Below are 23,434 nucleotides of genomic sequence, written 5' to 3' on the forward strand. Positions count from 1 at the left end.
GATGGGACAGCTCGAGGGCAAGACCGCCCTGGTCACGGGAGCGGCACTGGGAATCGGCCTCGCCGTCGCCACACGCTTCGTGCGTGAGGGCGCCCGCGTGATCCTCGCGGACCGCAACGGCGAGGGGGCTGCTGCGGCCGCCGCGGCACTGGGCGAGAACGCGCGGGCCGTGACGATGGACATCTCGGACGAGGATGCCGTCGCCGCCGGCTTCGCGGCGGTCGAGGCCGACGGCTGGGCTCCGGACGTCGTGGTCGCGAACGCGGGTGTGCAGCTGTTCGGACAGGATGCGCAGGCCGCCGACCTCGATCTCGACGTGTGGCGCAGGACGGTCGACATCAACCTCACGGGGACGTTCCTGACCGTCAAGCACGCGGTCCGGTCGATGCTGCCGCGCGGCGGCGGATCGATCATCCTGACCGGAAGCCCGACCGGCGTGAACGGCGAGGGCAAGGACTTCACCGCGTACAGCGCGACGAAGGCCGGCATCCACGGTCTGGGCCGCACGGTCGCCGCGGCGTACGCCGACCGCGGCATCCGGGTCAACACCGTCCAGCCCGCCTACACCGAGACGCCGCTGGTCGCCGCGATCAGCGAGGATCCGGAGTCGCGGGCGGCGATCATCAACCGTATCCCGGTCGGCAGAGCGGGCACTCCGGACGATGTCGCGGGCATCATGGTCTACCTCGCCAGCGACGACGGGGCCTTCGCGACGGGCGCGATCTTCCAGGTCGACGGCGGCATGACGTCACTGTGATCCGGAGCACCTGCACTCCCGTACGATGGCGTGAAAACGTATGCCGCGGAGGGGGTGCAGGTGTCGAGGACGACCCGGCGGGCGCATCCGAACATCAACGCCGTCGCGCGCGAGGCCGGCGTCTCAGTGGGGACGGTCTCGAACGCGCTGAACAACCCCGAGCGGCTGGCCGAGGAGACCCTGCAGCGCGTGCAGGCCGCAATCGAGCGCATCGGCTACATCCGCAGTTCGGCCGGCCGCACGCTGATCCGCAACCGATCGGACAGCCTGGGTCTGATCACACCCGACCTGGTCAACGAACTGTTCGTGCGGATCGCACGGGGCGCGCAGGCGACGGCCTCCGCGCAGGGCCAGCGCCTCGTCATGGCGAACAGCCTCTTCAACGCGCATGACCTCGCGGCGGGCCACGAGCAGAACGATCTTCAGGACTCCTACCTGGAGTACTTCGCGGAAGCGCGCACCGACGGCGTGCTGGTCGCTTCCATGCGCGACCCCACCGCGGGGATCGCGCGCATCCGCAGCCACGTCCGCCCGATCGTGGTGATCAACTACGACGTTCCGGATGCCGACTGGTGCACGGTCCTCATGGACAACGAGCAGGTCGGTCGGTCGGCGATCGAGCACGTCGCAGACCTCGGCATCCGTCGCGCGTACTTCGTCTCGATCCCGGATCTCGTCCAGCCCGTCGTCGAGCGGCGGCGAGGTGCCCACGACGCGGCGGCAGCGCGCGGCGTGGAACTGATCGACGTCACCTCGCACGGTCTGGACTCGGCTGCCGGAGAGGCCGCCGCGGCCGCTCTGCCTCTGCATGCGGGTGGCGAGCGCGTGGCGATCCTCGGGCTGTCGGACGACCTCGCCGCCGGCGTCCTGCACCATCTGCGCGCGCGCATGGAGCTGACGGCCCCTGACGATGTCGCCGTGCTGGGTCTCGACGGGGACCATCACGACAACGGACTCGACTGGATCACGCTGACCTCGATCGAGCTGCCTGGTCAGGCGATGGGTGCGGAGGCGATCCGTCTCCTGAACGCCGAGGCCGAGCCGGGCCATGTGCACGAGCGCGTCGTGATCCCGGTGCCGCTCATTCCCCGCGGCAGCACCGTCGGAGCCTGACGCGGGTCAACGCGCCTCGCGCAGCCCCACGCGGACAAGGTGCTCGTTGACGAATCGACCGGTCGGGTCGAGGCGTTCGAACACGGCGCGCGCGTCGGCGAGGCGCGGGACGACGCGCTCGATATCGGCGCGCTCCATCAGGTGACGCTTGCCCCAGTGCGGGCGCGCGTTGAAGGGCGCGAGGACCGGCTCGATGAGGGTCAGCGCCTCGGTGACCTCGGCCGGGTGGTTCTCCCAGGTGAAGTGGATGATGAACGCGTCGCGCTGGTAGGCACCGCTGAGCCACAGCTCGTCGGATGCCGCGGTGCGCAGCTCGGTCCAGATGAGGTGCTCGGTGTAGGGCGCCACGACCTCGCGGACCGCTCGGAGGGCGGCCGCCGCGTCGGCGCGGTCGATGAAGTACTCGGTCTGGATCTCGTCTCCGCGGGACGGCTCGGCATCCGCTCGGAAGTGCGGCAGGCGCTCGTACCAGGGGCCTGCCGTGCCGATGACCGTGACGTTGTCGCCGAGCCCGAGGGGCTCGAGCGTCGCGGACAGCCGTCCGCCGAGCAGCTCTTCTGGGGCGGTCGCCTCGGCATCCGTCGCACGGCGCTTGACCCAGACCCAGCCGAGGTCCTCGCCCCAGCGGGTGAACACCGAGACGCTGTCGCCTGCGGAGGTCACGGCGTCGATGTCGCCGAGGAGCGTCTCCCAGGTGACGTCGGCGTAGAGGTCCTGCCGGACGAGGTAGGTCGGCTGGATGTCGAGGGTGAGCTCGGTGAGGATGCCGAACGCGCCAACGCCGACGACGAGCGCCTCGAAGTCCGCGTCACCGCGGCTGACCTCGTGCGCTTCGCCTGCGGCGTCCAGGAATCGGATGCCCGCGACCGCGCTGGAGAGCACGCCGTTGCCGTCGCCGGAGCCGTGCGTTCCGGTGGAGGTGGCGCCACCGACGCTGATGTGCGGCAGGGAGCCGGTGTTGTGCAGTGCCCAGCCGGCGGCGTGGAGCTGGGCGGCGAGCACTCCGTAGCGGGTGCCGGCGGTGACGCGCACGGTGCGGGCGTCCTCATCGATCGTGATCGGACGGTCGAACGCGGCCATCTCGATGAGGGTGCCTGCGGTGTCGGGGAGGTCGGTGAACGAGTGGCGGGTGCCGAGGGCATGGACAGGGCCGTTGCCGGCGAGCGCAGCGCGCAGTTCATCCTCGTCAGCGACGACGATGTGTCGCGGTGCCCGATACTCGTACGTTCCTGCCCAGTTGCCTGCCATCGCGGCCCTTTCCGTTGATGTTCCTCGCTGAGACTATCGGCCAATTGGTCAACCGGTTATGGTTGTGACGTGGTGTCGAAGAGAGATTACTGGTGGCGGACGGATGCCATGACATGGCGAGCGCATGACTGGAGCATCGAGGTGCGCGGCGACGAGCTCGCCGAGATCCGATACGGCGGGAGGATGCTGCTGCGTGCGGTCCGCGCTGCGGTGCGCGACAGCGGCTGGCTGACGGTTCCGGTGACGGTGCTGTCGGTGGCTTCGGACGCGTCCTCGCTGACGATGCACCTGCAGCACGACGGCCTGGGAGCACGTCTCGATTCGACGCTGCGGGTCGCCGCTCAGGCGGATGCGCTGCGCATCGAATGGGATGCCGTGAACACGGACGCCTTCGAGACCAACCGGACGGGACTCGTCGTGCTGCACCCCGCGACGGACGCGGGGCGGCCGGCGGTTGTCGTGCATCCGGACGGGTCGTCGGAGGCCGTCGCCTTCCCGACGGTCATCAGTCCGCATCAACCGATCGTCGGCATCCGCAAGCTGCGCGTGGACGACGATTTCGCGCTGAAGTTCGCCGGTGGCGTCTTCGAGATGGAGGACCAGCGCAACTGGACGGACGCGTCGTTCAAGACGTACAGCCGCCCGCTGGAACTGCCCTTTCCGTACCCGCTGGATGCCGGGGAGCGCGTACGGCAGTCGATCACGATCCGGGCGCTCGGGACGGGGCCGGTGCCGTCGAGCGACAGCGGTGCCGTCGCTCTCGTCGCTGGCGGGACCGTGCCGTCGTTCGGCGTCGAGGCGTCGACGGCACCGGGTCCGGTGCCGGTGTCGGATGCCGGGAGCTTCCGCGTCGTCGAGTTGAATCTCGCAACTCCGAACTGGAGGGCGGCGCTCGAACGTGCCGCGGGGGACGGCGTGCCCCTGGACGTGCGGATCGTGACCGACGGCTCGGCGCCTGTCCTGGCCGAGGGTGTTCGTGAGGTGGCGCAGTATGCCGATGCCCCCGGCGTGCTGCGGATGACGGCGTTCGACGCGACCGAGCATGTCAGCGACTCCCGCGTCGTCTCCGCGCTGCGCGCGGCGATGGCGGCATCCGGGTTGTCCCTGCCCGTACTGGCGGGCGCGCGTTCGCACTTCACCGAGTTGAACCGGGAGCAGGCGCGCATCGCGCGGGACGTGGACGGGATCGTCGTGAACACGACTCCCCTGTTCCACACGCTGGACACCGAGCAGCTCGTGGAGGCGCTCGCGATGCAGCGGCTGATCGCCGAGCAGGCAGTGTCGATCGCGGGCGGTCTGCCGGTGCACATCGGACCGGTGTCGCTGCGCCCGCGTTTCAACAACGTGGCGACGACGCCGGAGCCTGCACCGAGGCGGACGGATCTGTCCGAGGGGTACGGCGCCGAGTTCACCGGCGCCGTCGACGCACGGCAGGGTGCTCCCGAGCTGGGAGCCTGGGTGATCGCGAGCGCCGCCGCGTTCGCTGTTCCCGGCGTCGCTTCGGTTTCGTGGTTCGAGACCTGGGGTCCGCGTGGACTCGCCTCGGCGGACGGCCGCACGCCCGCAGCGGATGCCGTCGACGCGCTCGTGTCCCTGGCCGGCGGGACGCTGCTTTCGGGCATGACTGCGGATGGCCTGGTGTGGGCGATCAGTTCGAGGACGGATGCCGGCGTCACCGTGCTCGTCGCGAATCTGGACCGCGAGGAACGTCGTGTGGAGGTCGATGGCATCGGCGAGGTGACGGTCGACACTGGCGCGTGGGTGCGGGTTCAGCACTGACCGATCTCGCCCCTCCTGACGGAGCAGTCGCTCCGGTACGGCTCGTCGCGCCGACGGCACACCACGGCGTGAGCGCGGCTGTCAGAACGGTGGTGGTTGTTCTCGGGTGGTGTGGCCGGTGGGTGTGGTGAGTTGGATGGTGCCGTTGGGGCGGGTTCGGTAGTGGGTTCGGGTGCGGTGGCGGTGTTTGTGGTGGTGGGGGCAGAGGGGTGCGAGGGAGTCGGCGTTGGTTGTGCCTCCGGTGGCTCAGGGGCGGCGGTGGTCGATCTCGGCGTCGGCGGCGAGGCGTTCGCAGCCGTCGCAGGAGCAGGTGCGGTGTTTCAGGATGAGCCAGTCGCGTTGGGCGGTGGTGGGCCGGTAGGTGCGGCGGTCCATGTCCAGGATCACTCCGTGGACGGGGTCGGTGATCACCCGGTGAAACGCGGTGGCGTCGGAGAAGATCTGCGCGGCGGTGACCGGGTCGATGCTGTCGCGGCCGACGACCTCGGCCTGCTCGGACGCGAGAACCCGGACGATATCGGCGTCGATCGGGGTGCCGTCGCGGGCGGCGGCGAGCAACTGCACGGGGATGGTGACGAACACTTTCGTCTTCACCGCGGTGTCGGTGCCGATCCCGCGCAGCCACGCGCTGGACAGGTCGGCGCGGAGCTGGTCGCGGGTGCGGCCCTCACGGGCGTCCTTCGACAGGTGCTTCGCGGTACTCGTCGCCCTCCGGAACGCGGCCCGCGCGTCAGGGTGGGGATCAGCGCATGAAACCACGCCATGCCCCCACCGGTGTCTTCGACATACACCCGCCGGTCCCGCATCGCCCTGGCATGCTGCGCCTCGGCCGGCACCGGACACAACCGGTCCGTGAGCCGCTTCAGCCGCCGATTGAACGACGCCGGCGAACACGACCCCGCCCATTCCGCGGTGGCGGCGTCGATCGCCGCGAACGCGGCCCGCTCCGCCGCCCGCTCCTCGGCGGTCGCATCCGCGGGAGCGGCGACCAGACCGAGCGCATGCACAGCCCGACCCACCAGATACAACGACGCGAACCCCGTCACCGCCCGCTCCCACAACCCCGGCAGATGCACCAGGGCACGCTCAGCCAGGAACACCTGCCCCCGCACATGCTCCTCGGACATGTTCATCCGCAACGCGAGATCCAGGACCGCGGCCCGCTCCGCGTGATCGATCGCCTCAGCATCCTCGATCCCGTCGACGAACAACTCCGGATGCCGACGCGCGTACCGCACCACCCGCAGCATCCGGCCCGCCTGCAACGCCACCTGACGATTCGCATCGACCTGCGAGCACTCGCATCCGCCAGCAGCACACCGATCTCCTCCACCGGCTCCAGAACCGGAGAAGAAGAGGGCACCCGCGCCGCCGCATCCATCACCCCAGTTTAGTACCTATGTTCGAAACAGGCAAGACTTTGTGACGTACGGAAGGAGGGAGAGAAGAGGCGGTCAGCTGCCGTCCCGGATGTCGCTGAGCAGCGAATGGCTGAAGCGGATGTCGCTGAAGACGACATCGCACCGTTCACCACAGGGTGCCTGACTGAGGAAGCCGACGTATGTCGACGTCCCGGCCGGCACCGGGAGATGGAACAGGCGCACGAAATCCCAGCGCTCGCCGTCCGCCGAGGAGTGGAAGGCCCAGGCATTGCCGCCGAGGAACGCGAGGCGCAGATAGACACTCGCCTCCAGCACAAGGCGCGAGTTGACGTCATCGGAGTACATGTTCGTCACGACGCTGACGACCATCGGTTCGCCGTCCGGCGAGTTCTCGAAGCAGAGCTTCGCCCAGTGGTCCTCATCCGCCCAGATCGACAGCGCACCGGCATCGAACGTCGTGCGGTCACCGATGACGGACACGTCGGCCGAGAGCATGAACGGCGCGGATGGGGCCACGAACGCCAGACTGGCCGCCTGATGCTGCTGCTCGCCACCGGTCGCGTCATTGGTCCAATCCACTCCGGCCGCGCTCCGCAGGGTGAGCGTCTGCGTCGACTGCTCGACCGATGCTTCACCCTCGACGGGAACCCAGGACAGCGGCGGCAGCGCATCGAGCGCGAGGAAAGGATCAGTCATGGCTCCTACTCTCCTTCATCGGCGTGATGGACCGCCACCACGAGGGGCCGCCCCGCAGGACGGCCCCTCGTTCTCTCCGGTCCCCCGACCGATCACTCCAACGAGAAGAGCGTGTAGCTCTCCGCGTTCTCGGCGTTGATGACGATGCAGTCGATCGACTGCTTCTCGTCCTCACCCGTCTCCCCCGTCTTCACGAACGTGTCGGCCTGCTGCACCGCGAGCTGCGAGATCAGCACGGCCGGCTGCAGGCCGGTCGCCAGCAGCGTGCCGGCCTTGATGGCCTCGACGGCGTCGGGGCTGCCGTCGAACCCGGCGATGACGACCTTGCCGGTGAGGCCAGCCGCCTCCACCGCCGCCACCGCACCGAGCGCCATCGTGTCGTTGCCCGCGATGATGCCCTGGATGTCCGGGTCACGCTGCAGCAGAGTCTCGATCTTCGTGAAGGCCTCGTCCTGGCTCCAGTTCGCGGTCTCCTTCGCGACGGAGACGAGGTTCGGGTACTGCGAGATGACGCTCGCGTACGCCTCCGAACGCACGCCGGCGTTGGTGTCGGACTCCTTGCCGGTCAGCTCGATGTACTTCCCGCCGTCCGGAAGAGCAGCGACCCACTCCTCCGCGACCGCTGCAGCGCCCTGCGCGTTGTTGGCGACGATCTGCGCTGCCGCGACGCCGGTCTCATTGATCTCACGGTCGATGAGGAAGACCGGGATGCCGGCATCCTTGGCCTTCTGCACCGGGCCGATCGACGCATCGGCGCCGGCGTTGTCGAGGACGATCGCGACGGCATCCTTGCTGATGGCCGCGTCGATCAGCTCGCTCTGCTTGTTCGGGTCGTCGTCGTGGGAGGCGACGGACGTCTCGTAGCCGAGCTTCTCGGCCTCCGCCGCCGCGGCATCCGCTTCGGCCTTGAAGAACGGGTTGTCGTGCGATGGCGTGATGATCGCGATGAGACCGCCGGCGTCGCCGCCCCCGTCGCCACCGCCGCCGTCGCCCGAACCGGCGTCGTCGCCGCCGGGGCTGCACGCGGCGAGCCCGAAGACGAGGGTGAGTGCCGCTGCTGCGGCGAGGATACTGCGTCGCATGATTCTCCTTCGATCGTGCTGTGGTGCTGCTGACGTCGCAGCGGGGTTCACGCCGTCGCCGGCGTTGCCTGAGGGGGTGAGGACTGCTTGTTCGCCGCGGCGAGCGCTGCGTTCTTCGAGCGGGTGATGCGCTGCTGCGCCTGATCGAGCATGACCGCGAGGATGATGACAGCGCCCTTGATCGCGATCTGCCAGAACGTCGAGACCCCGACCAGCACGAGACCGTCGCTGAGGAAGCCGATGACGAACGCTCCGATCAGGACGCCGCGGACGTTGCCCCGGCCGCCGGTCAGCGCAGCCCCGCCGATCACGACCGCCGCGATCGCGTTGAGCTCGAACGTCTCGCCGAGCTGCGGCGCCGCGCTTGTCAGCTCGGACGAGATGATCAGACCCGTGGTCGCGGCGCAGAACCCACTGATCATGTAGACGCGCAGCTTGACCTTCTTGACCGGGACGCCCGACAGCTCCGCGGCCCGCTCGTTGCCGCCTGTCGCGTACACCCAGCGTCCGAACGGCGTCTTGCGCAGCACGAGCGAGGCGATCAGCGCGAACACGACCATGATCCAGATCGCGGTCGGGATGCCGAGGATGCGCCCGCCTCCGATCAGGAGGAATCCCTGGTTGCCGAGTTCCTCGGTTCCGGCCAGCTTCGGATACGTCGTCCCGTTGGAGATGAGCAGCGCCGCCCCCCGGGCGACGTAGAGCATGCCGAGGGTGGCGATGAAAGGGGCGACGTTGAACTTGGTCACCAGGATGCCGTTGATGAAGCCGACGAACGTGCCGACGGCGAGCGCGACCACGACGACGAACCACACCTGCGGGTAGGCGACGATGTCGAACACCGTGAGCTGCCAGCCCTGCAGGAGAGTTCCGGCGACCACACCCGACAGGCCGACCGTGGACCCGACGGACAGGTCGATGCCGCCCTTGAGGATCACGAACAGCATCCCCAGCGCCAGGATGCCGTTGTACGCGACGTGCTTGGTCATGGTGACGAGGTTGCTGAAGGTGAGGAACGAGTCCGACAGCAACGCGAAGATGATGATGAGGACGATCAGCGCGATGAACGCGCGGCCCTCGAGCAGCAGCGATCCGATGTCGATGTTCTGCAGGCGGTTCCGCCGAACCGCGGTGTTCTGGGTGGTCATTGCGCGCTCCCTGCGGCTTCGTCGGTGTGCGATTCCCCTGAGGCGACCATGAGGTCCTCACGGGTGGAATTCCTGGGGTCGAATTCACCGACGATGCGGCCCTTCGACATCACGATGACGCGGTTGGATACGCCGAGTGCCTCGCCCACTTCGCTCGTCGCGAAGAGCACGGCGAGTCCTCGGCGGGCCTCGCGCGCCATCAGTGCGAAGATCTCTGCCTTCGCACCGACGTCGATGCCGCGCGACGGTTCGTCGAGCAGGATCACGCGCGGTTCGGTCATGAGGGTCTTGCCGATCACGACCTTCTGCTGGTTACCTCCGGACAGCGACGTGATCGACGCGTTCGGGCCGGCGGCCTTCACATGCACGTCGGCCATGCTGCGGGCGACCGCATCGCGTTCGCGTCGCGCACGGATCCAGCCCATCGGCGCAAAGGACAGCAGGCTGGACAGCGCAGTGTTCTCACCGACCGACATCGTCTGCACCAGACCGTCGCGCTGCCGATCCTCGGGGACGAGCGCGAGACCCGAAGCGATGCGGTCGCCGATGGTCTGCGACGCGAGCGGCTCGCCGTGGATCAGGACCTCGCCGCGCTGGATCGGAGAGCGTCCGGCGAGCGCCTCGAGCAGTTCGGTGCGCCCGGCGCCCATGAGCCCGTACAGGCAGACGATCTCGCCTTCGCGCACCTCGAGGTCGAGGCTGTCGACGGCCAGCCGGCTCGGGTTCGACGGGTCGGCGACCGTGACGCCCTTCAGTGACAGCGCCACGTCGCCGAACTCGTCGAGCAGGTCGGGCGCGAGGTCGTCCGCTGCACGGCCGACCATGTGCGAGATGACCCAGTTCAGATCGATCTCGGCGCGATCACCGGTGGCGACGAGCGCCCCGTCGCGGAAGACCACCGCGTGGTCGGCGATCTCCAGGGCTTCTTCGAGGTGGTGCGAGATGTAGACGATCGCGACGCCCTCGTCCGTCAGCTCACGGATCAGCGAGAACAGCACCTCGACTTCGCTGCCGCTGAGCGCCGACGTCGGCTCATCCATGATGAGGACGCGCGCCTCGCCTGCCAGGGCACGAGCGATCTCGACGACCTGCTGCTGCCCGAGGCGGAGGTCGCCGACGAGCGTCCTGGGATCCAGGTCCTCGGCCAGGCGCCGCATGAGATCGCGCGTCTTCGCCGTCTCAGCCCTGTCGTCGACGAGGATGCCGGCACGCGTGTACTCGCGGCCCATGAAGATGTTGTCCTTGATGCTGAGGTTCGGCGCCAGGCTCAGCTCCTGGTGGATGATCGCGATGCCGCGATGCGCGGCATCCACGGTGTTGTCAAGGACGATCTCCTCGCCACGCAGCTCGAGGATGCCGGCGGTCGGCGTCTCGACGCCGGAAAGGATCTTCATGAGCGTGGACTTGCCGGCACCGTTCTCTCCGAACAGCACAGTGACGGCACCGGAGCGGATGTCGAAGTCCACGCCCTTGAGCGCGTGCGTCGCTCCGTAGACCTTTGAGATCCCTCTGGCGCGCATGACGACCGTGTCGTCGGCGACCGCATCGACCAGAGCAGCCATCATTCGACCTCGATAGCGACGGCGACGACCGAGACGAGCGCGGGGTTCACGCGCGTGAAGGCTCCGGTCACCGTGATCGTCTGCCCCTCCGAGATCGGACCGACTTCGGCGAGCATCCCGTCGCGGACGCGGTTGTTGAACTCGGTCGCGACCTCCTGGAACTCGAGCTGGTTGGTGAAGTCGTTGAAAGAGACGGTGCCGGTGACGTCGCGCAGCGCGGTGCCGTTCAGCGCAGGTCCGACCTGGATGTGCACGGTCGTCTCGGCGGGAACGTCGGCGACCGTGACGGGCAGCACCGAACCGTTCTGCGCACCGGCCGTCGCTGTGAAGGTCACGGGGAAGCTGTAGGAGCTGCCTGCACCGGGCGCGTATCCGAAGTCGCCTTCATCCGCACCGGCCTCGAGGTCGGCGAGCAGCGTGGCCAGGTCGACGGCGTCGTCCTCGATCTGCGGGACGATCTCGCTGTCGAAGCGCTCGTCCGCGTAGGAGACGGGATCGAAGCTGCCGGCGTTCGCGCTCGCCTCGGCATCCTCGATCGAGACGTACGTCGTCGTGGCGAGGCCGATGCCGACCACGGCCAGAAGGGCAACGGTGATCGGGACCCAGGCCTTGATCCTCGGTCGACGCGCCGTCGCGTTCATAGGCTGCTCCTTCGCAGGTCAGTGATCCGGGTCCGCGACTCCAGCGCCGCAGATCCATCAACCGGTTGACCAAAATGTATCAGGGAACGCGGAGACGGGGAAGCCCTTGATCGGATCGTTATGGGTCCGAGCGCCGCGCAGCCCCGCACCCGCGTGTCGCTGTCATGCGTGCAGGTCACGCGTGGAATCGGTCCCAATCCGAGCGGTCGGGTAGCCTCGAGATCAGTGCCGACGCCCGGAATCGGCGCAACACGAAGCCCGTGGAGAGCTGACTGATGCCGCACACCCCTGCTCGACGCGCCCGTCGCCTCATCTCGGCGCTCACGGCCGGCGCGATCGCCCTCACCGGTGCGATCGTCGCGCCGCTCACCGAAGCGGAACCCGCCGAGGCGGCGTACCCGGACACGTTCAACCCGCTCGCGATGAACGGCGGCTTCACGGTCTACGCGCGTGAGGACATCAGGCTGGGTAACCAGGAGACCGAGGGCAGCATCGCGGCCGGCGGCACGGCGACCAAGCCGGGAGATTCGCAGTACACCATCATCCACGTCGCCGCCGGAACCGGTGACTACTCGATCCCCTCGGTCGACGGCGATCCGACCCGACTCCTGGTCGGCGCATTCTCACCGGACAGCGGCGGGATCACCGCCATCACGAGCGCGGGAACATCCGATCCCGCACTGCAGGGCGACCTCAAGATGGTCGAGCGCGACGGACCGTGGGAGGCCTCCGCGCGTGGGGACTGGCTGCGACTCAATCTCGACGCGTCCTCGCCTGACCGGACACCCCTCATCGATGCCACGGCACAGGCGTATCCCGGAGACGCTGCACCTCCGGGATCCTCTGCCGGAAACGGCAGCATTTACACCGCCGACACGTCGAGCGCCGCCGTCGCCGACTATGTCGAGGCCAACGCCGAGGCCACATATGACGACGCCACAGCATGCCTCGCGCAGTTGCCGGACTCCGCCCATCAGGTCGCTGTCGCCGAGGACGACGGCGACCGGGTGGTGCTCGCCCCTCTCAGCCCTGATCAGGTGAACCTCGTCGACTACGCCGACATCGCTGGCGCCTCGCTCATCCAGTTCTCGGCTGGTCCGACGCCCGGCGTGCAGAACCCGCTGGTGATTCAGGTGCCCGCTGGCACCACCTCCGTCAGCGGGGCACGTATCGATCCGCAGGGCATGTATTCGCCGTACATGCTGTGGGATCTGTCCCAGGTCACGGGCGACGTCACGATCGACGCGGCCGGTGTCCGCATGGACGGCTCGATCTACGCCCCGAACGCGACCGTCACCGTCAACGCCGCACCCCTGGACGGCCAGGTCCTGGCTCAGAACGTGATCCTCGAGGGCGGCGAGGTCCACTCCTTCCTGTTCGCAGGCTCGATCGCGTGCAATGCCTCGGATGGCACCTTCCGCATCCGCAAGGCCCTCGAGGGGATCGACCCCGAGCAGCTCCCGGCCGGCACGACGTTCACCGTCAATTTCACCGCGACCGAGCCGGACGGAACCGAGACGACCGGGGCGCTCGAGCTCCCTGCCGACGGCTCGTGGGTGGCACCGCCCGGATCATTCCCCACCGGCACCGTGATCGCCTTCGACGAGATCTCTCCCGAATCCGTCCCCGGCTATGAGTGGGGCGACGCCACGATCACTCCGTCGCAGATCACGATCGGCACAGGCACAGCCGACGTCATCGTCACGAACACCGCGACCGCGCAGACCGGAACGTTCAGCGTGTCGAAAGTGATCGAAGTCCTCGACTCCGAAGGAGCTCCACTCCAACCGGAGGGGACGGTGCCGGTGAACTGGACGGCGTTCTACGCCGGCGAGCAGATCGGCTCCGGCACGCTCGAGGTCCCCCTCGACGGCACGTCCGTGCCGGTCGGGGAGGAGTTCCCGGTCGGCACACGCATCGTGCTCGTCGAGGACCGGTCGGGCGTGACGCCTCCGGACGGCTACCACTGGGTCGGCTCAGGCTGGGATCCGGGCCGCACCTTCCTGATCGACGACGACACCACGGTCGCCGTGGCGCTCACGAACACGATCGCACCGGACGACGCGACACGGACCATCTCGATCGTGAAGTCCGCCACCGGCGCGGATGCCGATTACGAGTACACGGTCAGCTACAACACCGACCCCGCGCCGTCCCGCACCGACCGCGTACTGCCGCTCGGCGACCCGCAGCTGCTCGGCGACGTCGAGACGGATGCCGAGACGCTCCAGATCGCCGAGCACGTCCCGACGCTCGACGGCGCGCCAACCGACCCCGCCGGCTGGCAGCCGCCGGTCTTCCGCGTCACGGCCGACGGCATGACGACGGAGTACCCGGCAACAGGCTTCGAAGACGACGTCCCGCTGGAGGACGCGATCGTCGACATCCCGCTGCCCGCGACGGGCGACGTCGTCATCGAGGTGGCCAACGAACGCAAGGCCGGCACGTTCGAGCTCAACAAGGCGTTCGCCTCCGGCATCCATCTTCCGCCAGGGCTCGAGTTCAGCGTCTCGTGGACCGCGACCACGCCGGGCGGCGAAGTGACCGAGGGCGTCCTGCGCCTCCCGGGAGACGGAACGCCCGTCGGCCCCGCGGATGCCGCTGGCGACCCGCTGCAGTTCCCGTACGGTACGCAGATCACGTACGGCGAACTGCAACCGCCCGCTGTTGCCTGGATCGTGTGGATGACGCCCGTGGAGGCATCCTCCGGGGAGCTCGTCATCGGCGAGAACGATCAGGCCACAGTGAGCGCGACCATCACGAACGTGCACTCCGTGCGGACCGGCACCTTCACGGTGGTCAAGGATGTCGTCGGCATCGACCCGGACGATCTGCTCGTCGACTCCTTCACCGTCGACTACGAGGCGCGCCTTCCCCTCGGCGACATCGAGACGGGAAGCATCGAGCTCCCCGCGGACGGCACTGCGGCCGGACCTGTCGACGGCAACGGAAACCCCGTGACCTTCCCGATCGGCACCGTCGTGAGCCTGAACGAGATCGAGCCGGATGCGTCGGCACTGCCGCCCTCGTACGTCTGGGGCGAGACCACCTGGACGCCCTCCAGTTCGTTCCTCGTTCGCGGCGGAACCGCGCAGCTCGAGGTCACCAACACCGCGGTCGAGCAGACGCGCTTCTCGGTCGTGAAGGAGGTCACCGGCGATGCCTCGTCGCTCGTGCCGTCCGATACGGTCTTCCCCGTGCTTTGGGCGGCCGATCTCGAACCGCAAGAGCCGTTGAACGCCGGCATCGACGCGCCCGCGGTCTCCCCGTATCTGCCGGTCGGCACGATCGTCGAACTGCGCGAGGGCCAACGTCCGGTGATCGACGGAGTGCAGTGGGGCCCGGTGACCTGGAGCGCCGACGGCGCCGACCTCGTCACCGAACCCGGCGGCGTCGTCGCGCTCCATCTCGACGGCGGCGACGCTCCGGATCCGATCGCCCTCACCATGACGAACACGGCCGACAGCGCACCGACGTCCGCATTCTCCATCGCCAAGACGGTGACCGGCGATGGAGCTCCCGAAGTCCCGACCGACACGACCTATGCGCTCGAGTACACGATCGACGGCGGCGAGGTGCAGACCACGACCGTCCGCGCGGGAGAGACCGTCGGCGTCTCGGGCATTCCGTCCGGTGCCGAGCTGCGGATCCGGGAGGTCGCACCGCCGGCCGTCGACGACGTGACCTGGGAGGCGGCGACCTGGACGGTCGACGGCCGGGCTGTGAGCACGGATGCCGACGGCTGGGCGAGCGTGGCGCTCGTCGAAGGTCAGTCGATCGAGTTCTCGCTCGTGAACCATGCGGATGCGCCGGACGGCGGCGGAGATCTCCCGAAGACCGGTGGTGAAGGCGTGGCGCCGTGGGTGACCCTCGCCGCGCTGATGCTCGTCACCGCGGGGATCGTCCTGATCGCGACCCGGCGCCGTGCCGTCTGACGTGCCGCGCCGCAGGACCCCCGGTCGACCTCAGCCGGCGGTCGAAGCGCGGACGACGAGCTCGGGACGGAAGCGCACGTTGCGCTCGTAATCGCCGTCCGGATCATCGATCGAGCGCAGCAGCAGATCGACGGCGGTGTGTCCGATGAGCTGCGACGGCTGACGGATCGAGCTCAACGGCACGACGGTCGCCGCTGCGAAGTCGATGTCGTCGTAGCCGATCAGCGCGATGTCCTCCGGCACCCGCACGTCGCTGAACATCGTCAGTGCCTGCAGGATGCCCACCGCAAGCAGATCGTTCGCGGCGAAGATCGCATCGGGGCGATCGCCGGCGCTGCGACGGACGAGATCCTCCCCCGCGTCCCGTCCGTGCAGCACCGTCAGCGCCGGCATCTCGATGACCTCCACGGCCGCGCCGGCGACCTCCGCGACCGCGCGTCGAGCGCCGGTCAGACGATTCGCGACCTGCGCGATGGACGCCGGCCCGCCGACGAAGACCAGTCGGCGACGACCGACGTCCAGCAGATGCTTGGCCGCCAGGTATCCGCCCTCGACGTCGTCGACCGACACGGAGCAGAACTCGCCGCCAGGGGACTCGTGGTCGACCAGGACGACCGGCGTCCCGGCATCCTGCAGACGTCGCAGCTTGGCTTCGTCGTCGGATGCCGGGGTGATCAGGACCCCGTTGACGCGCTGCTCCCGGAACAGGTCGAGATAGCCGTCTTCGCGGGAGGCGTCCTCGTCGCTGTTGCCGAGCAGGACCGAGAGACGATCCTCCTCGGCACGCGCTTCGGCGCCGCGTGCCACGTCGGCGAAGAAGGGGTTGCCGGCGTCGAGCACCACGAGGCCGATGCTGCGACTGCGCCCGGCCCGCAACTGGCGGGCGGCGTCGTTGCGCACGAAACCGAGCTCCTCGATGGCTGCCTGCACCCGCTCCACGGTGGCGGCGGCGACCTTGTCCGGGCGGTTGAGCACGTTCGAGACGGTGCCCACCGACACTCCGGCCGTCGCCGCGACGTCGCGTACACTCACTGCCACTGTCCGCCTCTTCCTGTCGCGCGCTGTCCGCGAGTGTACGGCATCCGTCCCACCGGCTACGCGCCGGAGGCCCGCCGTGCCGTGAGTGCGGTGAGACGCTGTTCGATCTCGGTGCGGACCTCCGGTCCGGCCAGGTGCGCGAGACGCTCTTCCAGCTGCAGCCCTTCTCCCCACTGCGTCCCGAGGCGGAAGTCCTCTGCGGCGGACGGACGCCACCGGCTCAGCGCGTCGACGATCTCGTCGTACGCCTCGGCGTCATCGACGATCGCGGCGAGGCTCGAAGCGAGTCCGACGGCGGACGGTGCATCGGTCACCGAAGGGGCGGTGCACGAGAAACGATGGGCGCCGGATCCGACCGTGTGCCGTTGCCCGTCCGGCAGCACCACATCCGCATCGGTGTTCGCCGGCACGACGAGCTGCACCACGATCTCGTCGCCGTCGCGATCCCAGCGCACCCGCGCCTGCCCGTACGGCGTCAGGTGCGTCGCCTCTGCGAAGTCGAAGCCCTGCAGCGGCTGCGGCTCGATGTGCAGGCGCGCGTACCCCGGCTCCGCCGGCGCGAGACCGGCGAGCGAGCGATGCAACCAGTCCGCGATCGCTCCGAGCGCGTAGTGGTTGAACGAGGTCATCTCCCCCGGATTGATCGTGCCGTCGGGGAGCATCGAATCCCAGCGCTCCCAGATGGTCGTCGCTCCCATCGTCACCGGGTACAGCCAGGACGGGTTCTCGGTCGTGATCAGCAGGCGCCGAGCCACGTCAAGATGACCGGTGCGCGTGAGAGCGTCCTGGATGATCGGCGTGCCGACGAAGCCCGTGCCGATGCGGTAGCCGCCGATCCTGGTGAGCTCGGCGAGGCGGGCGCCGAGCGCCGCGCGGCGCTCCGGCTCGATGATGTCGAACACGATCGCCAGCGAGTACGCCGTCTGCGCGTCCGACATCATGCGTCCGGCCGGGGTGACGTATTCGGAGACGAACGCCTGCCGCACCTCTTCGGCGATGCGGGCGTATGCCTCGGCATCCGCTGTCCGACCGAGCAGCGCCGCCGAGCGGGCCGTCAGATCGACGGAGCGGAAGACGTAGGCCGTCGCGACGATGTCCGCCGAGGTCTTCGCCCTGGCCGGCTGGTTCGGCGGCGCATCGGGGTCCAGCCAGTCGCCGAACTGGAACATGCCCTCCCACAGCCGCCGTTCGCCGGCGAGGGCGACGATGGCATCGGTCCAGGCCGCCATGCTGTCGTACTGGCGCTCGAGCGTGTCGAGGTCGGCGAAGCGCTCGTGCAGCACCCACGGCACGACGGTCGCCGCGTCGCCCCACGCGGCAGCCGGACGCGCAGGACCCAGGACGTTCGGTACGACGAACGGCACGACGCCGTCGATCTGGTCGATCGCGAGGTCGCGCAGCCACGAGTCCAGGAACCCTCGGACGTCGTACAGGAAGCTCGCTGTGGGGGCGAACACCTGGATGTCACCGGTCCAGCCCAACCGCTCGTCCCGCTGAGGGCAGTCGGTGGGCACCGAGAGGAAGTTGCCGCGCAGACCCCACACGACGTTCTCGTGCAGTCGGCGCACGAGCGCGTGGGAGGTGTCGAACCATCCGGTGCGCTCCATGTCGCTGTGGATCACCACGGCAGTGACGTCGGCCGGATCGAACGCGCCAGGCCATCCGTCGATCTCGGCGTATCGGAATCCGTGGAAGGTGAACTCCGGCTCCCACTCTTCGACTCCGGTGCCGGCGAGCGTGTACCGGTCGGTCGCCTCAGCGGCCCGCAAGGGTCTCGTCCCGAGCTCACCGTGCTCGAGGACCTCGGCATGCCGCAGCGTCACGACAGTGCCGGCGGGGCCGGCGACCCGGATGCGCAGCCGCCCGACGAGGTTCTGACCGAAGTCGAGCACGGTCCTGCCGCTGGGCGTCGTGATCACCTCGGCGACGGCGCGCTCCTCGATGCGCCGGACGAAGGGCGAGACCCGGGCTTCGGGAATCGGCACGTCGTCGACGACGGCGACGGGCGCCCAGGTCTCCGGAGTCCGACGGGCGTCGTGATCCTCTCCGGCGTAGAGCCCGCTGGCCGTGATCGGGCCTGGCGCGCTCTCCCAGGTGGCGTCGGTGAGGATGCGCTCGGACCGGCCGTCGACGTATTCGATCAGCAGCTGAGCGGCGAACCGGGGCTGTTCCTCGTAGACGGGCTGCGCGTTGTCGCGGAAGCCGTATCGCTCGGTGGCCCATGCCCCGGCCAGGCGCACCGAGATCTCGTTCGGCCCGGCCGTCACCAGCGCCGTGACATCGGTGGTCTCGTGCACGGTCCTGGTGTGGAACGGCGTCCACCCCGGCTTGAGCACCTGATCGTCGACATCGGCGCCGTTCACGGCCGCTTGATACACACCGACCGCAGTCGCGTACAGAGTGGCACTGCGGACGTCGCCGTCGACCGCGAATGCCCGCCGCAGCACGGCGGGTTCGGCCGCCCCGGACGGCTTCGCGACGGCGACGGTCTGCGCCTGCCATTCCCCGTCGGCAAGGAACCCTGCGACGATTCGCCGAGGCGCACTCCACTCGGATGCCGCGCCGTCGACGCCCGTGACGCGCACGCGCAGCGACACCTCCTCACGAGGGGAAAGCGTCCGGAACGGCCAGGGCACTCGCACGGACCGGCGTCCGTCCACGACGTGCTGCTGCGTGCCATCCGCCGTGGTCAGTTCGAGCTCGGCCCGGGCCTGACGCCAGCCCGTGACGTCCGTCTCGGTGGTCCACCCGATGGCGGGGTGGGCTGTCGCGACGACGTCGCTTCCGTACGGCGCGTCTACCTCGACGCGGGTGATCCTGGTGTTCATGCTCGCCTCTCGCTTCCTGCGACGGCCGGGGCCGTCACCGTGATCTCGTGAGTTCCGCTGGACAGGGGGCCGGATGCCGCAGAGCCGTCGACCGTGACGACCGACGCGTCGGTCACCGGCAGGTCCAGTTCCGCCGTGACGCCGAACGGCACCTCCACTGTCGCCCGGAGTCCGTCGGCGTCGATCCGCCAGTCGATCGCGAGCCGCCCGTACGCGGTGTCGATGGATGCCGCGGCGTGATCGAGTTGCGCGGCGGGCCGCGGGGCGATCCGTGTCCGGCGGTAACCCGCCTCGGCCGGCGCGAGACCCGCCACCGTCCGGTAGACCCAGTTGATCATCGCTCCGTACGCGTAGTGGTTGAACGAGAGCATGCTGCCGCCGGAATCGTGCGACCCGGCATCCATGTCTCCCGAGTGGATGCTGCCGTCCGGACGGATCGCATCCCAGCGCTCCCAGACCGTCGTCGCTCCGCGGTCGACCTGATAGAGCCAGCTGGGCGCGTCCCGGCGGAGCAGCATGAGGTACGCCTCGTCGAGGTGGCCGTTGTTCGACAGCGCGAACAGGACGAGGGGTGTGCCGAGGAAGCCCGTCGAGATGCGGCCGTTCTCGGCGCGGACGTCAGCGGCGAGATCGTCGGCGATCGCGGCGCGCTCGGCGGCCGGCGCGATCGCGAACTCGAGTGCGAGCGCCGCACCGGTCTGCGTGGCCGCGGCCTCGGCTCCCCAGCGTTCCCAGGTCGTGGCCGCGACTCGGTCAGCGAGCGCGTCGTACCCGGCGCCCCGTGTCGGGTCGCCGACGAGGCGTTCGGCACGGGCGAGAAGCCGGGCGGAGTGCACGTAGAACGCGTTCGCGACATAGTCGCTGGAGACCTTCGCCTCCCACGGCCGCTCGCCTGGGGCATCCGGATCGAGCCAGTCGCCGTACTGGAACGGCTCCGTGGGCAGGACGACGCCGTCGCCCGCGCGGCGGCGCAGGTGCTCCACCCAGCGGCGCATGCTGCCCAGTTGCTGACGGAGCACCTCGTCGCTGCCGGATGCCTCGTACACCGCCCAGGGGACGATCGTCGCAGCATCCGCCCAGCCGGCGCGGCCCATGTTGTCGACCGGCCCCGCGCCCATGCGCATGTCTTCGAAACGGATGATGTCCGGCACCACCGACGCGACGCCGCCCTCATCGGTCTGGTCGGCTTCGAGATCGCGCAGCCAGTTGCGCCAGAAGGCCTCGGCATCCATCAGCGTGCTCGCCGTCGCGGCGAACGCCTGGGCGTCGCCGGTCCACCCCAGTCGTTCGTCGCGCTGCGGGCAGTCCGTCGGCACCGACACGAAGTTGTCGCGCTGCGACCAGAACACGTTCGAGTGGAACCGGTTCAGCGCCTCGGATGCCGAGCGGAAGGTCGACCGCGCGGGCAGGTCGCTCGAGATCGCGACGGCCGTGGCGGAGAGCACCTCGACGGGACCTTCGACCTCCGCGTGCTGGAAGCCGTGGAAGGTGAACTGCGGCTCGAGCACGTGCTCGCCGTCGCGGTCGAGCGTGTACGAATCGGTCGCCTTGGCGCTGCGCAGCGCTGCCGTGTGCAGCGCACCGGACGGCTCGAGGATCTCGGCATGACGGACGGTGACGACGTCGCCGGCGCGGCCGCGGACCACCAGCCGGACCCAGCCGGAGATGTTCTGCCCCGCGTCGAACTGCACGGCTCCGTCGCGGTCCGTCCGCGTCATCCCGAGCTCCTCCACGACGCGGATCGGCGGAGCGGAACGCGGCTCGAAGCGGGCCAGGTCGGTAGGGATGACGGATGCCGGAGTCCACCCGGAGTCGTCGAAGGATGCCTCGTGGACGCCCTCGGCGCGCAGACGCAGATCAGTGACAGTGCCGTCGTAGATGCTCGCCGACCGTACGGCGCCGAACCCACCGCGCCACGTCTCGTCGGTGGCGACGAGCACCCCGTCCTCGGTGTCGATCTGGGCGATGGCCCCTGAGCGGTCGCCGTAGATCTCCGTGCGATCGGCGAAGCCCATCCGCCCGCGGTACCAGCCGTCGCCGACTTCCAGCACGATCGTGTTCGCCCCTTCGCGCAGGAGTCCTGTCACGTCGAGGGTGTCCATCAGCACGCGGGTGCCGTACGAAGTCCACCCCGGCGTGAGCCTGGCGTCGCCGGCGCGTACGCCGTTGATCCAGGCATCCACGAGTCCGAGCGCGCTGAGCCGCAGACGAGCCTGTTGCGGAATGCGGTCGACCTGGAAGGTGGTGCGCAGCAGCGCCACCGGCCCTTCGACCTCGCTCGGGATGCCGATCACGGCGGCGCTGAGGTCACCGGCGTCCCGCCCCGCCTCGACGACGAGCTCGTCGCTCCACTCCGTCCACCCCGACGGCGTCGCGATCCGCACCGCGAATCGTCGACGCTCTCCGGACGCGAGATCGCCCACCGGGATCGCGACCGAATCGGGGCCGGCGACGACCTCGCCCGGCGTGCACTCGCCGTCCGCAGGGCCTGTCGCGAGCTGATACGCGATCTGGTCGGCACCCGGCGTGGAGCTTTCGCTGCGCCAGGTCAGACGCAGCCCACGGGACGGGATGCCGAGCAGCCCCGCGCCGTGCTGCGAGCTCAGTGACACGATGTGCGTCGCCGCGTCGAACCGGGTGAGGGGTGGGGTGGCCGTCATGGCGTCGTTCCTTCCACTGTGCGCGTCCTCGCGCACGACTCATTTCGGAAACGATCGTTGACTCTCGTCTCGGATCGTCGTACCTTACGGGGAGTTGAATGGTTTCAACGCGTCCCATTCAACAGCATGACGGTCTCGACGTCGAGACCGCAACCACGAGTCAGCTTTTACATGGAGGTAGAAGGATGGACAGCACCCGTACCCGAAGGGCTCTCCTCGCCGCAGTCGGCGTCGCAGCCCTCGCAGTCCCGCTCGCCGCCTGCAGCACCGGCGGCGGCGAAAGCGCCGACGGCAAGGTCGAGATCAGTTTCCTCACGGGGAACACCGGCACCAACATCGAGGTCGCCGAAGCGCTCATCGAGGCGTTCGAGGCGGAGAACCCCGACATCACCGTCAAACTGGAATCGCAGCCGGCAGGCACCGAGGGCGACAACCTCATGAAGACGAAGCTGTCCACCGGCGAGATGGACGACGTCTTCTATTACAATTCCGGTTCGCTCTTCCAGGCCCTGAACCCGGACCAGAACCTCGTCCCGCTGGACGATCAGGACTGGGTGGACGACCTCGACGACACGATGAAGGCCGTCGTGTCGACCGAGAACGGTGTCTACGGCGCCCCGTTCGGTGCGACGCAGGCCGGCGCCGTCGTCTACAACAAGAAGGTCTACGCCGACCTGGGCCTGGAGATCCCGAAGAGCTGGGACGAGTTCGCCGCGAACAACGAGGCGATCAAGGCCGCGGGCATCACCCCCGTCATCCAGACCTACGGCGACACCTGGACGAGCCAGCTGTTCATCCTCGGCGACTTCGGGAACGTGCTCGCGCAGGACGAGGAGTGGGCCGATGAGTACACCGCCGGTCAGCGGAAATACGCCGACGAACCGGCCCTGCAGGGCTTCGCGAACCAGCAGGAGGGCTTCGAGGCCGGCTGGTGGAACGAGGACTTCGCCTCAGCCGTCTACGACGACGGCGCCCGCATGGTCGCGACCGGCGAGGGAGCGCACTACCCGATCCTCACCGGGATCGTCTCGACCTTCCAGCAGAACTTCCCCGAGGAGCTCGAGAACCTCGGCGTCTTCCCGCTGCCGGCGCAGAACGCCGAGGACACCAAGCTGACGGTGTGGCTGCCCAACGCCGTGTACATCCCGAAGACCACCGAAGGCGCCGAACTGGAAGCGGCGAAGAAGCTCGTCGCCTTCATCAACTCCCCCGGCGGATGCGAGATCCAGACCACGGTGATGGCGCCGAGCGGCCCCTTCGCCACGAGCGCCTGCACGCTCCCGGACGACGTGCCCAGCCTGCTGACCGACATGCAGCCCTACTTCGACGAGGGCAACACGAACCCGGCGCTCGAGTTCCTCTCCCCCATCAAGGGACCGAACCTCGAGAACATCACCGTGGAGGTCGGCAGCGGCATCCGCCCGGCAGACGAGGGCGCGGCGCTCTACGACGAAGACGTGAAGAAGCAGGCTCAGCAGCTCGGCCTCGACGGCTGGTGATCCCCGCCTGACCCCGGTGCGGGCCCCGTCGCGGGGCCCGCACCCCTCGACTTCGACGGAGACATC

At 69.0% G+C, this 23,434-nt stretch carries 16 protein-coding genes; 5 read left to right on the plus strand and 11 right to left on the minus strand.

Translation table 11 applies throughout. The features are described from left to right. The first annotated feature begins 1 nt into the window (after position 1). Both OED01_RS13355 and OED01_RS13360 read left to right on the plus strand, forming a co-directional pair. Complete coding sequence (locus OED01_RS13355; RefSeq protein ID WP_264155773.1) at positions 2 to 757, plus strand: SDR family NAD(P)-dependent oxidoreductase; 756 nt, start codon at positions 2 to 4, stop codon at positions 755 to 757. A gap of 60 nt (positions 758 to 817) precedes the next feature. After that, positions 818 to 1,870 (plus strand): LacI family DNA-binding transcriptional regulator, encoded by a 1,053-nt coding sequence (locus OED01_RS13360; RefSeq protein WP_264155774.1) that lies wholly within the window; start codon positions 818 to 820, stop codon positions 1,868 to 1,870. A gap of 6 nt (positions 1,871 to 1,876) precedes the next feature. Here OED01_RS13360 and OED01_RS13365 read toward each other — a convergent pair whose 3' ends face one another. Then, positions 1,877 to 3,118, minus strand: coding sequence for a D-arabinono-1,4-lactone oxidase (locus OED01_RS13365; protein ID WP_264155775.1), 1,242 nt, complete (start codon positions 3,116 to 3,118; stop codon positions 1,877 to 1,879). A 69-nt stretch (positions 3,119 to 3,187) separates the two neighbouring features. On the opposite strand from OED01_RS13365, the gene OED01_RS13370 reads away from it, so the two are divergent. After that, complete coding sequence (locus OED01_RS13370; protein WP_264155776.1) at positions 3,188 to 4,897, plus strand: hypothetical protein; 1,710 nt, start codon at positions 3,188 to 3,190, stop codon at positions 4,895 to 4,897. A 246-nt stretch (positions 4,898 to 5,143) separates the two neighbouring features. Here the strand turns inward: OED01_RS13370 and OED01_RS13375 are convergent, their stop codons facing one another. The 7 genes from OED01_RS13375 to OED01_RS13405 form a co-directional block, all read right to left on the minus strand. Next, positions 5,144 to 5,479, minus strand: a complete 336-nt coding sequence (locus OED01_RS13375; RefSeq protein ID WP_264155777.1) for a hypothetical protein — start codon at positions 5,477 to 5,479, stop codon at positions 5,144 to 5,146. Between the two features lie 8 nt (positions 5,480 to 5,487). Next, positions 5,488 to 6,168 (minus strand): hypothetical protein, encoded by a 681-nt coding sequence (locus tag OED01_RS13380; RefSeq protein WP_264155778.1) that lies wholly within the window; start codon positions 6,166 to 6,168, stop codon positions 5,488 to 5,490. Positions 6,169 to 6,351: 183 nt separating this feature from the next. Then, positions 6,352 to 6,975, minus strand: a complete 624-nt coding sequence (locus OED01_RS13385; RefSeq protein ID WP_264155779.1) for a DUF1349 domain-containing protein — start codon at positions 6,973 to 6,975, stop codon at positions 6,352 to 6,354. Positions 6,976 to 7,067: 92 nt separating this feature from the next. Further along, complete coding sequence (locus OED01_RS13390) at positions 7,068 to 8,057, minus strand: D-ribose ABC transporter substrate-binding protein (protein WP_264155780.1); 990 nt, start codon at positions 8,055 to 8,057, stop codon at positions 7,068 to 7,070. A gap of 47 nt (positions 8,058 to 8,104) precedes the next feature. After that, a complete protein-coding gene (locus tag OED01_RS13395) occupies positions 8,105 to 9,205 on the minus strand; it encodes an ABC transporter permease (RefSeq protein ID WP_264155781.1) in 1,101 nt (366 codons plus the stop codon). After that, positions 9,202 to 10,770: a sugar ABC transporter ATP-binding protein gene (locus tag OED01_RS13400; protein ID WP_264155782.1), complete on the minus strand. Its 1,569-nt coding sequence runs from the start codon at positions 10,768 to 10,770 to the stop codon at positions 9,202 to 9,204. Before OED01_RS13400 ends, OED01_RS13395 begins: the two co-directional genes overlap by 4 nt. Further along, positions 10,767 to 11,408 (minus strand): DUF2291 family protein, encoded by a 642-nt coding sequence (locus OED01_RS13405; RefSeq protein WP_264155783.1) that lies wholly within the window; start codon positions 11,406 to 11,408, stop codon positions 10,767 to 10,769. Before OED01_RS13405 ends, OED01_RS13400 begins: the two co-directional genes overlap by 4 nt. A gap of 275 nt (positions 11,409 to 11,683) precedes the next feature. Between OED01_RS13405 and OED01_RS13410 the strand changes: the two genes are divergently transcribed. Beyond that, positions 11,684 to 15,343 carry a DUF5979 domain-containing protein gene (locus OED01_RS13410; protein WP_264155784.1) on the plus strand — a complete coding sequence of 1,220 codons (3,660 nt, stop codon included), beginning with the start codon at positions 11,684 to 11,686 and terminating at the stop codon, positions 15,341 to 15,343. A gap of 30 nt (positions 15,344 to 15,373) precedes the next feature. Here the strand turns inward: OED01_RS13410 and OED01_RS13415 are convergent, their stop codons facing one another. From OED01_RS13415 to OED01_RS13425, 3 genes are read right to left on the minus strand one after another with little or no spacing between them, the layout of a single operon-like run. Beyond that, on the minus strand, positions 15,374 to 16,381 hold the full coding sequence (locus OED01_RS13415) for a LacI family DNA-binding transcriptional regulator (protein ID WP_264155785.1): 1,008 nt from the start codon (positions 16,379 to 16,381) through the stop codon (positions 15,374 to 15,376). 56 nt (positions 16,382 to 16,437) lie between these two features. Beyond that, positions 16,438 to 19,209 (minus strand): alpha-L-rhamnosidase, encoded by a 2,772-nt coding sequence (locus OED01_RS13420; RefSeq protein ID WP_264155786.1) that lies wholly within the window; start codon positions 19,207 to 19,209, stop codon positions 16,438 to 16,440. Continuing rightward, positions 19,206 to 21,869, minus strand: a complete 2,664-nt coding sequence (locus OED01_RS13425) for an alpha-L-rhamnosidase (RefSeq protein WP_264155787.1) — start codon at positions 21,867 to 21,869, stop codon at positions 19,206 to 19,208. Before OED01_RS13425 ends, OED01_RS13420 begins: the two co-directional genes overlap by 4 nt. Before the next feature lie 185 nt (positions 21,870 to 22,054). Between OED01_RS13425 and OED01_RS13430 the strand changes: the two genes are divergently transcribed. Continuing rightward, positions 22,055 to 23,368 carry an ABC transporter substrate-binding protein gene (locus tag OED01_RS13430; RefSeq protein ID WP_264155788.1) on the plus strand — a complete coding sequence of 438 codons (1,314 nt, stop codon included), beginning with the start codon at positions 22,055 to 22,057 and terminating at the stop codon, positions 23,366 to 23,368. Positions 23,369 to 23,434: the final 66 nt, after the last annotated feature.

The sequence above is a fragment of the Microbacterium sp. M28 genome (assembly GCF_025836995.1).
Taxonomy (GTDB): Bacteria; Actinomycetota; Actinomycetes; order Actinomycetales; family Microbacteriaceae; genus Microbacterium.

Coding starts and splice junctions, on each gene's coding strand:
- OED01_RS13355 (WP_264155773.1), top strand. CDS start 2: ATGGGACAGCTCGAGGGCAAGACCGCCCTGGTCACGGGAGCGGCACTG.
- OED01_RS13365 (WP_264155775.1), bottom strand. CDS start 3,118: ATGGCAGGCAACTGGGCAGGAACGTACGAGTATCGGGCACCGCGACAC.
- OED01_RS13385 (WP_264155779.1), bottom strand. CDS start 6,975: ATGACTGATCCTTTCCTCGCGCTCGATGCGCTGCCGCCGCTGTCCTGG.
- OED01_RS13390 (WP_264155780.1), bottom strand. CDS start 8,057: ATGCGACGCAGTATCCTCGCCGCAGCAGCGGCACTCACCCTCGTCTTC.
- OED01_RS13395 (WP_264155781.1), bottom strand. CDS start 9,205: ATGACCACCCAGAACACCGCGGTTCGGCGGAACCGCCTGCAGAACATC.
- OED01_RS13400 (WP_264155782.1), bottom strand. CDS start 10,770: ATGATGGCTGCTCTGGTCGATGCGGTCGCCGACGACACGGTCGTCATG.
- OED01_RS13405 (WP_264155783.1), bottom strand. CDS start 11,408: ATGAACGCGACGGCGCGTCGACCGAGGATCAAGGCCTGGGTCCCGATC.
- OED01_RS13410 (WP_264155784.1), top strand. CDS start 11,684: ATGCCGCACACCCCTGCTCGACGCGCCCGTCGCCTCATCTCGGCGCTC.
- OED01_RS13420 (WP_264155786.1), bottom strand. CDS start 19,209: ATGAACACCAGGATCACCCGCGTCGAGGTAGACGCGCCGTACGGAAGC.
- OED01_RS13425 (WP_264155787.1), bottom strand. CDS start 21,869: ATGACGGCCACCCCACCCCTCACCCGGTTCGACGCGGCGACGCACATC.
- OED01_RS13430 (WP_264155788.1), top strand. CDS start 22,055: ATGGACAGCACCCGTACCCGAAGGGCTCTCCTCGCCGCAGTCGGCGTC.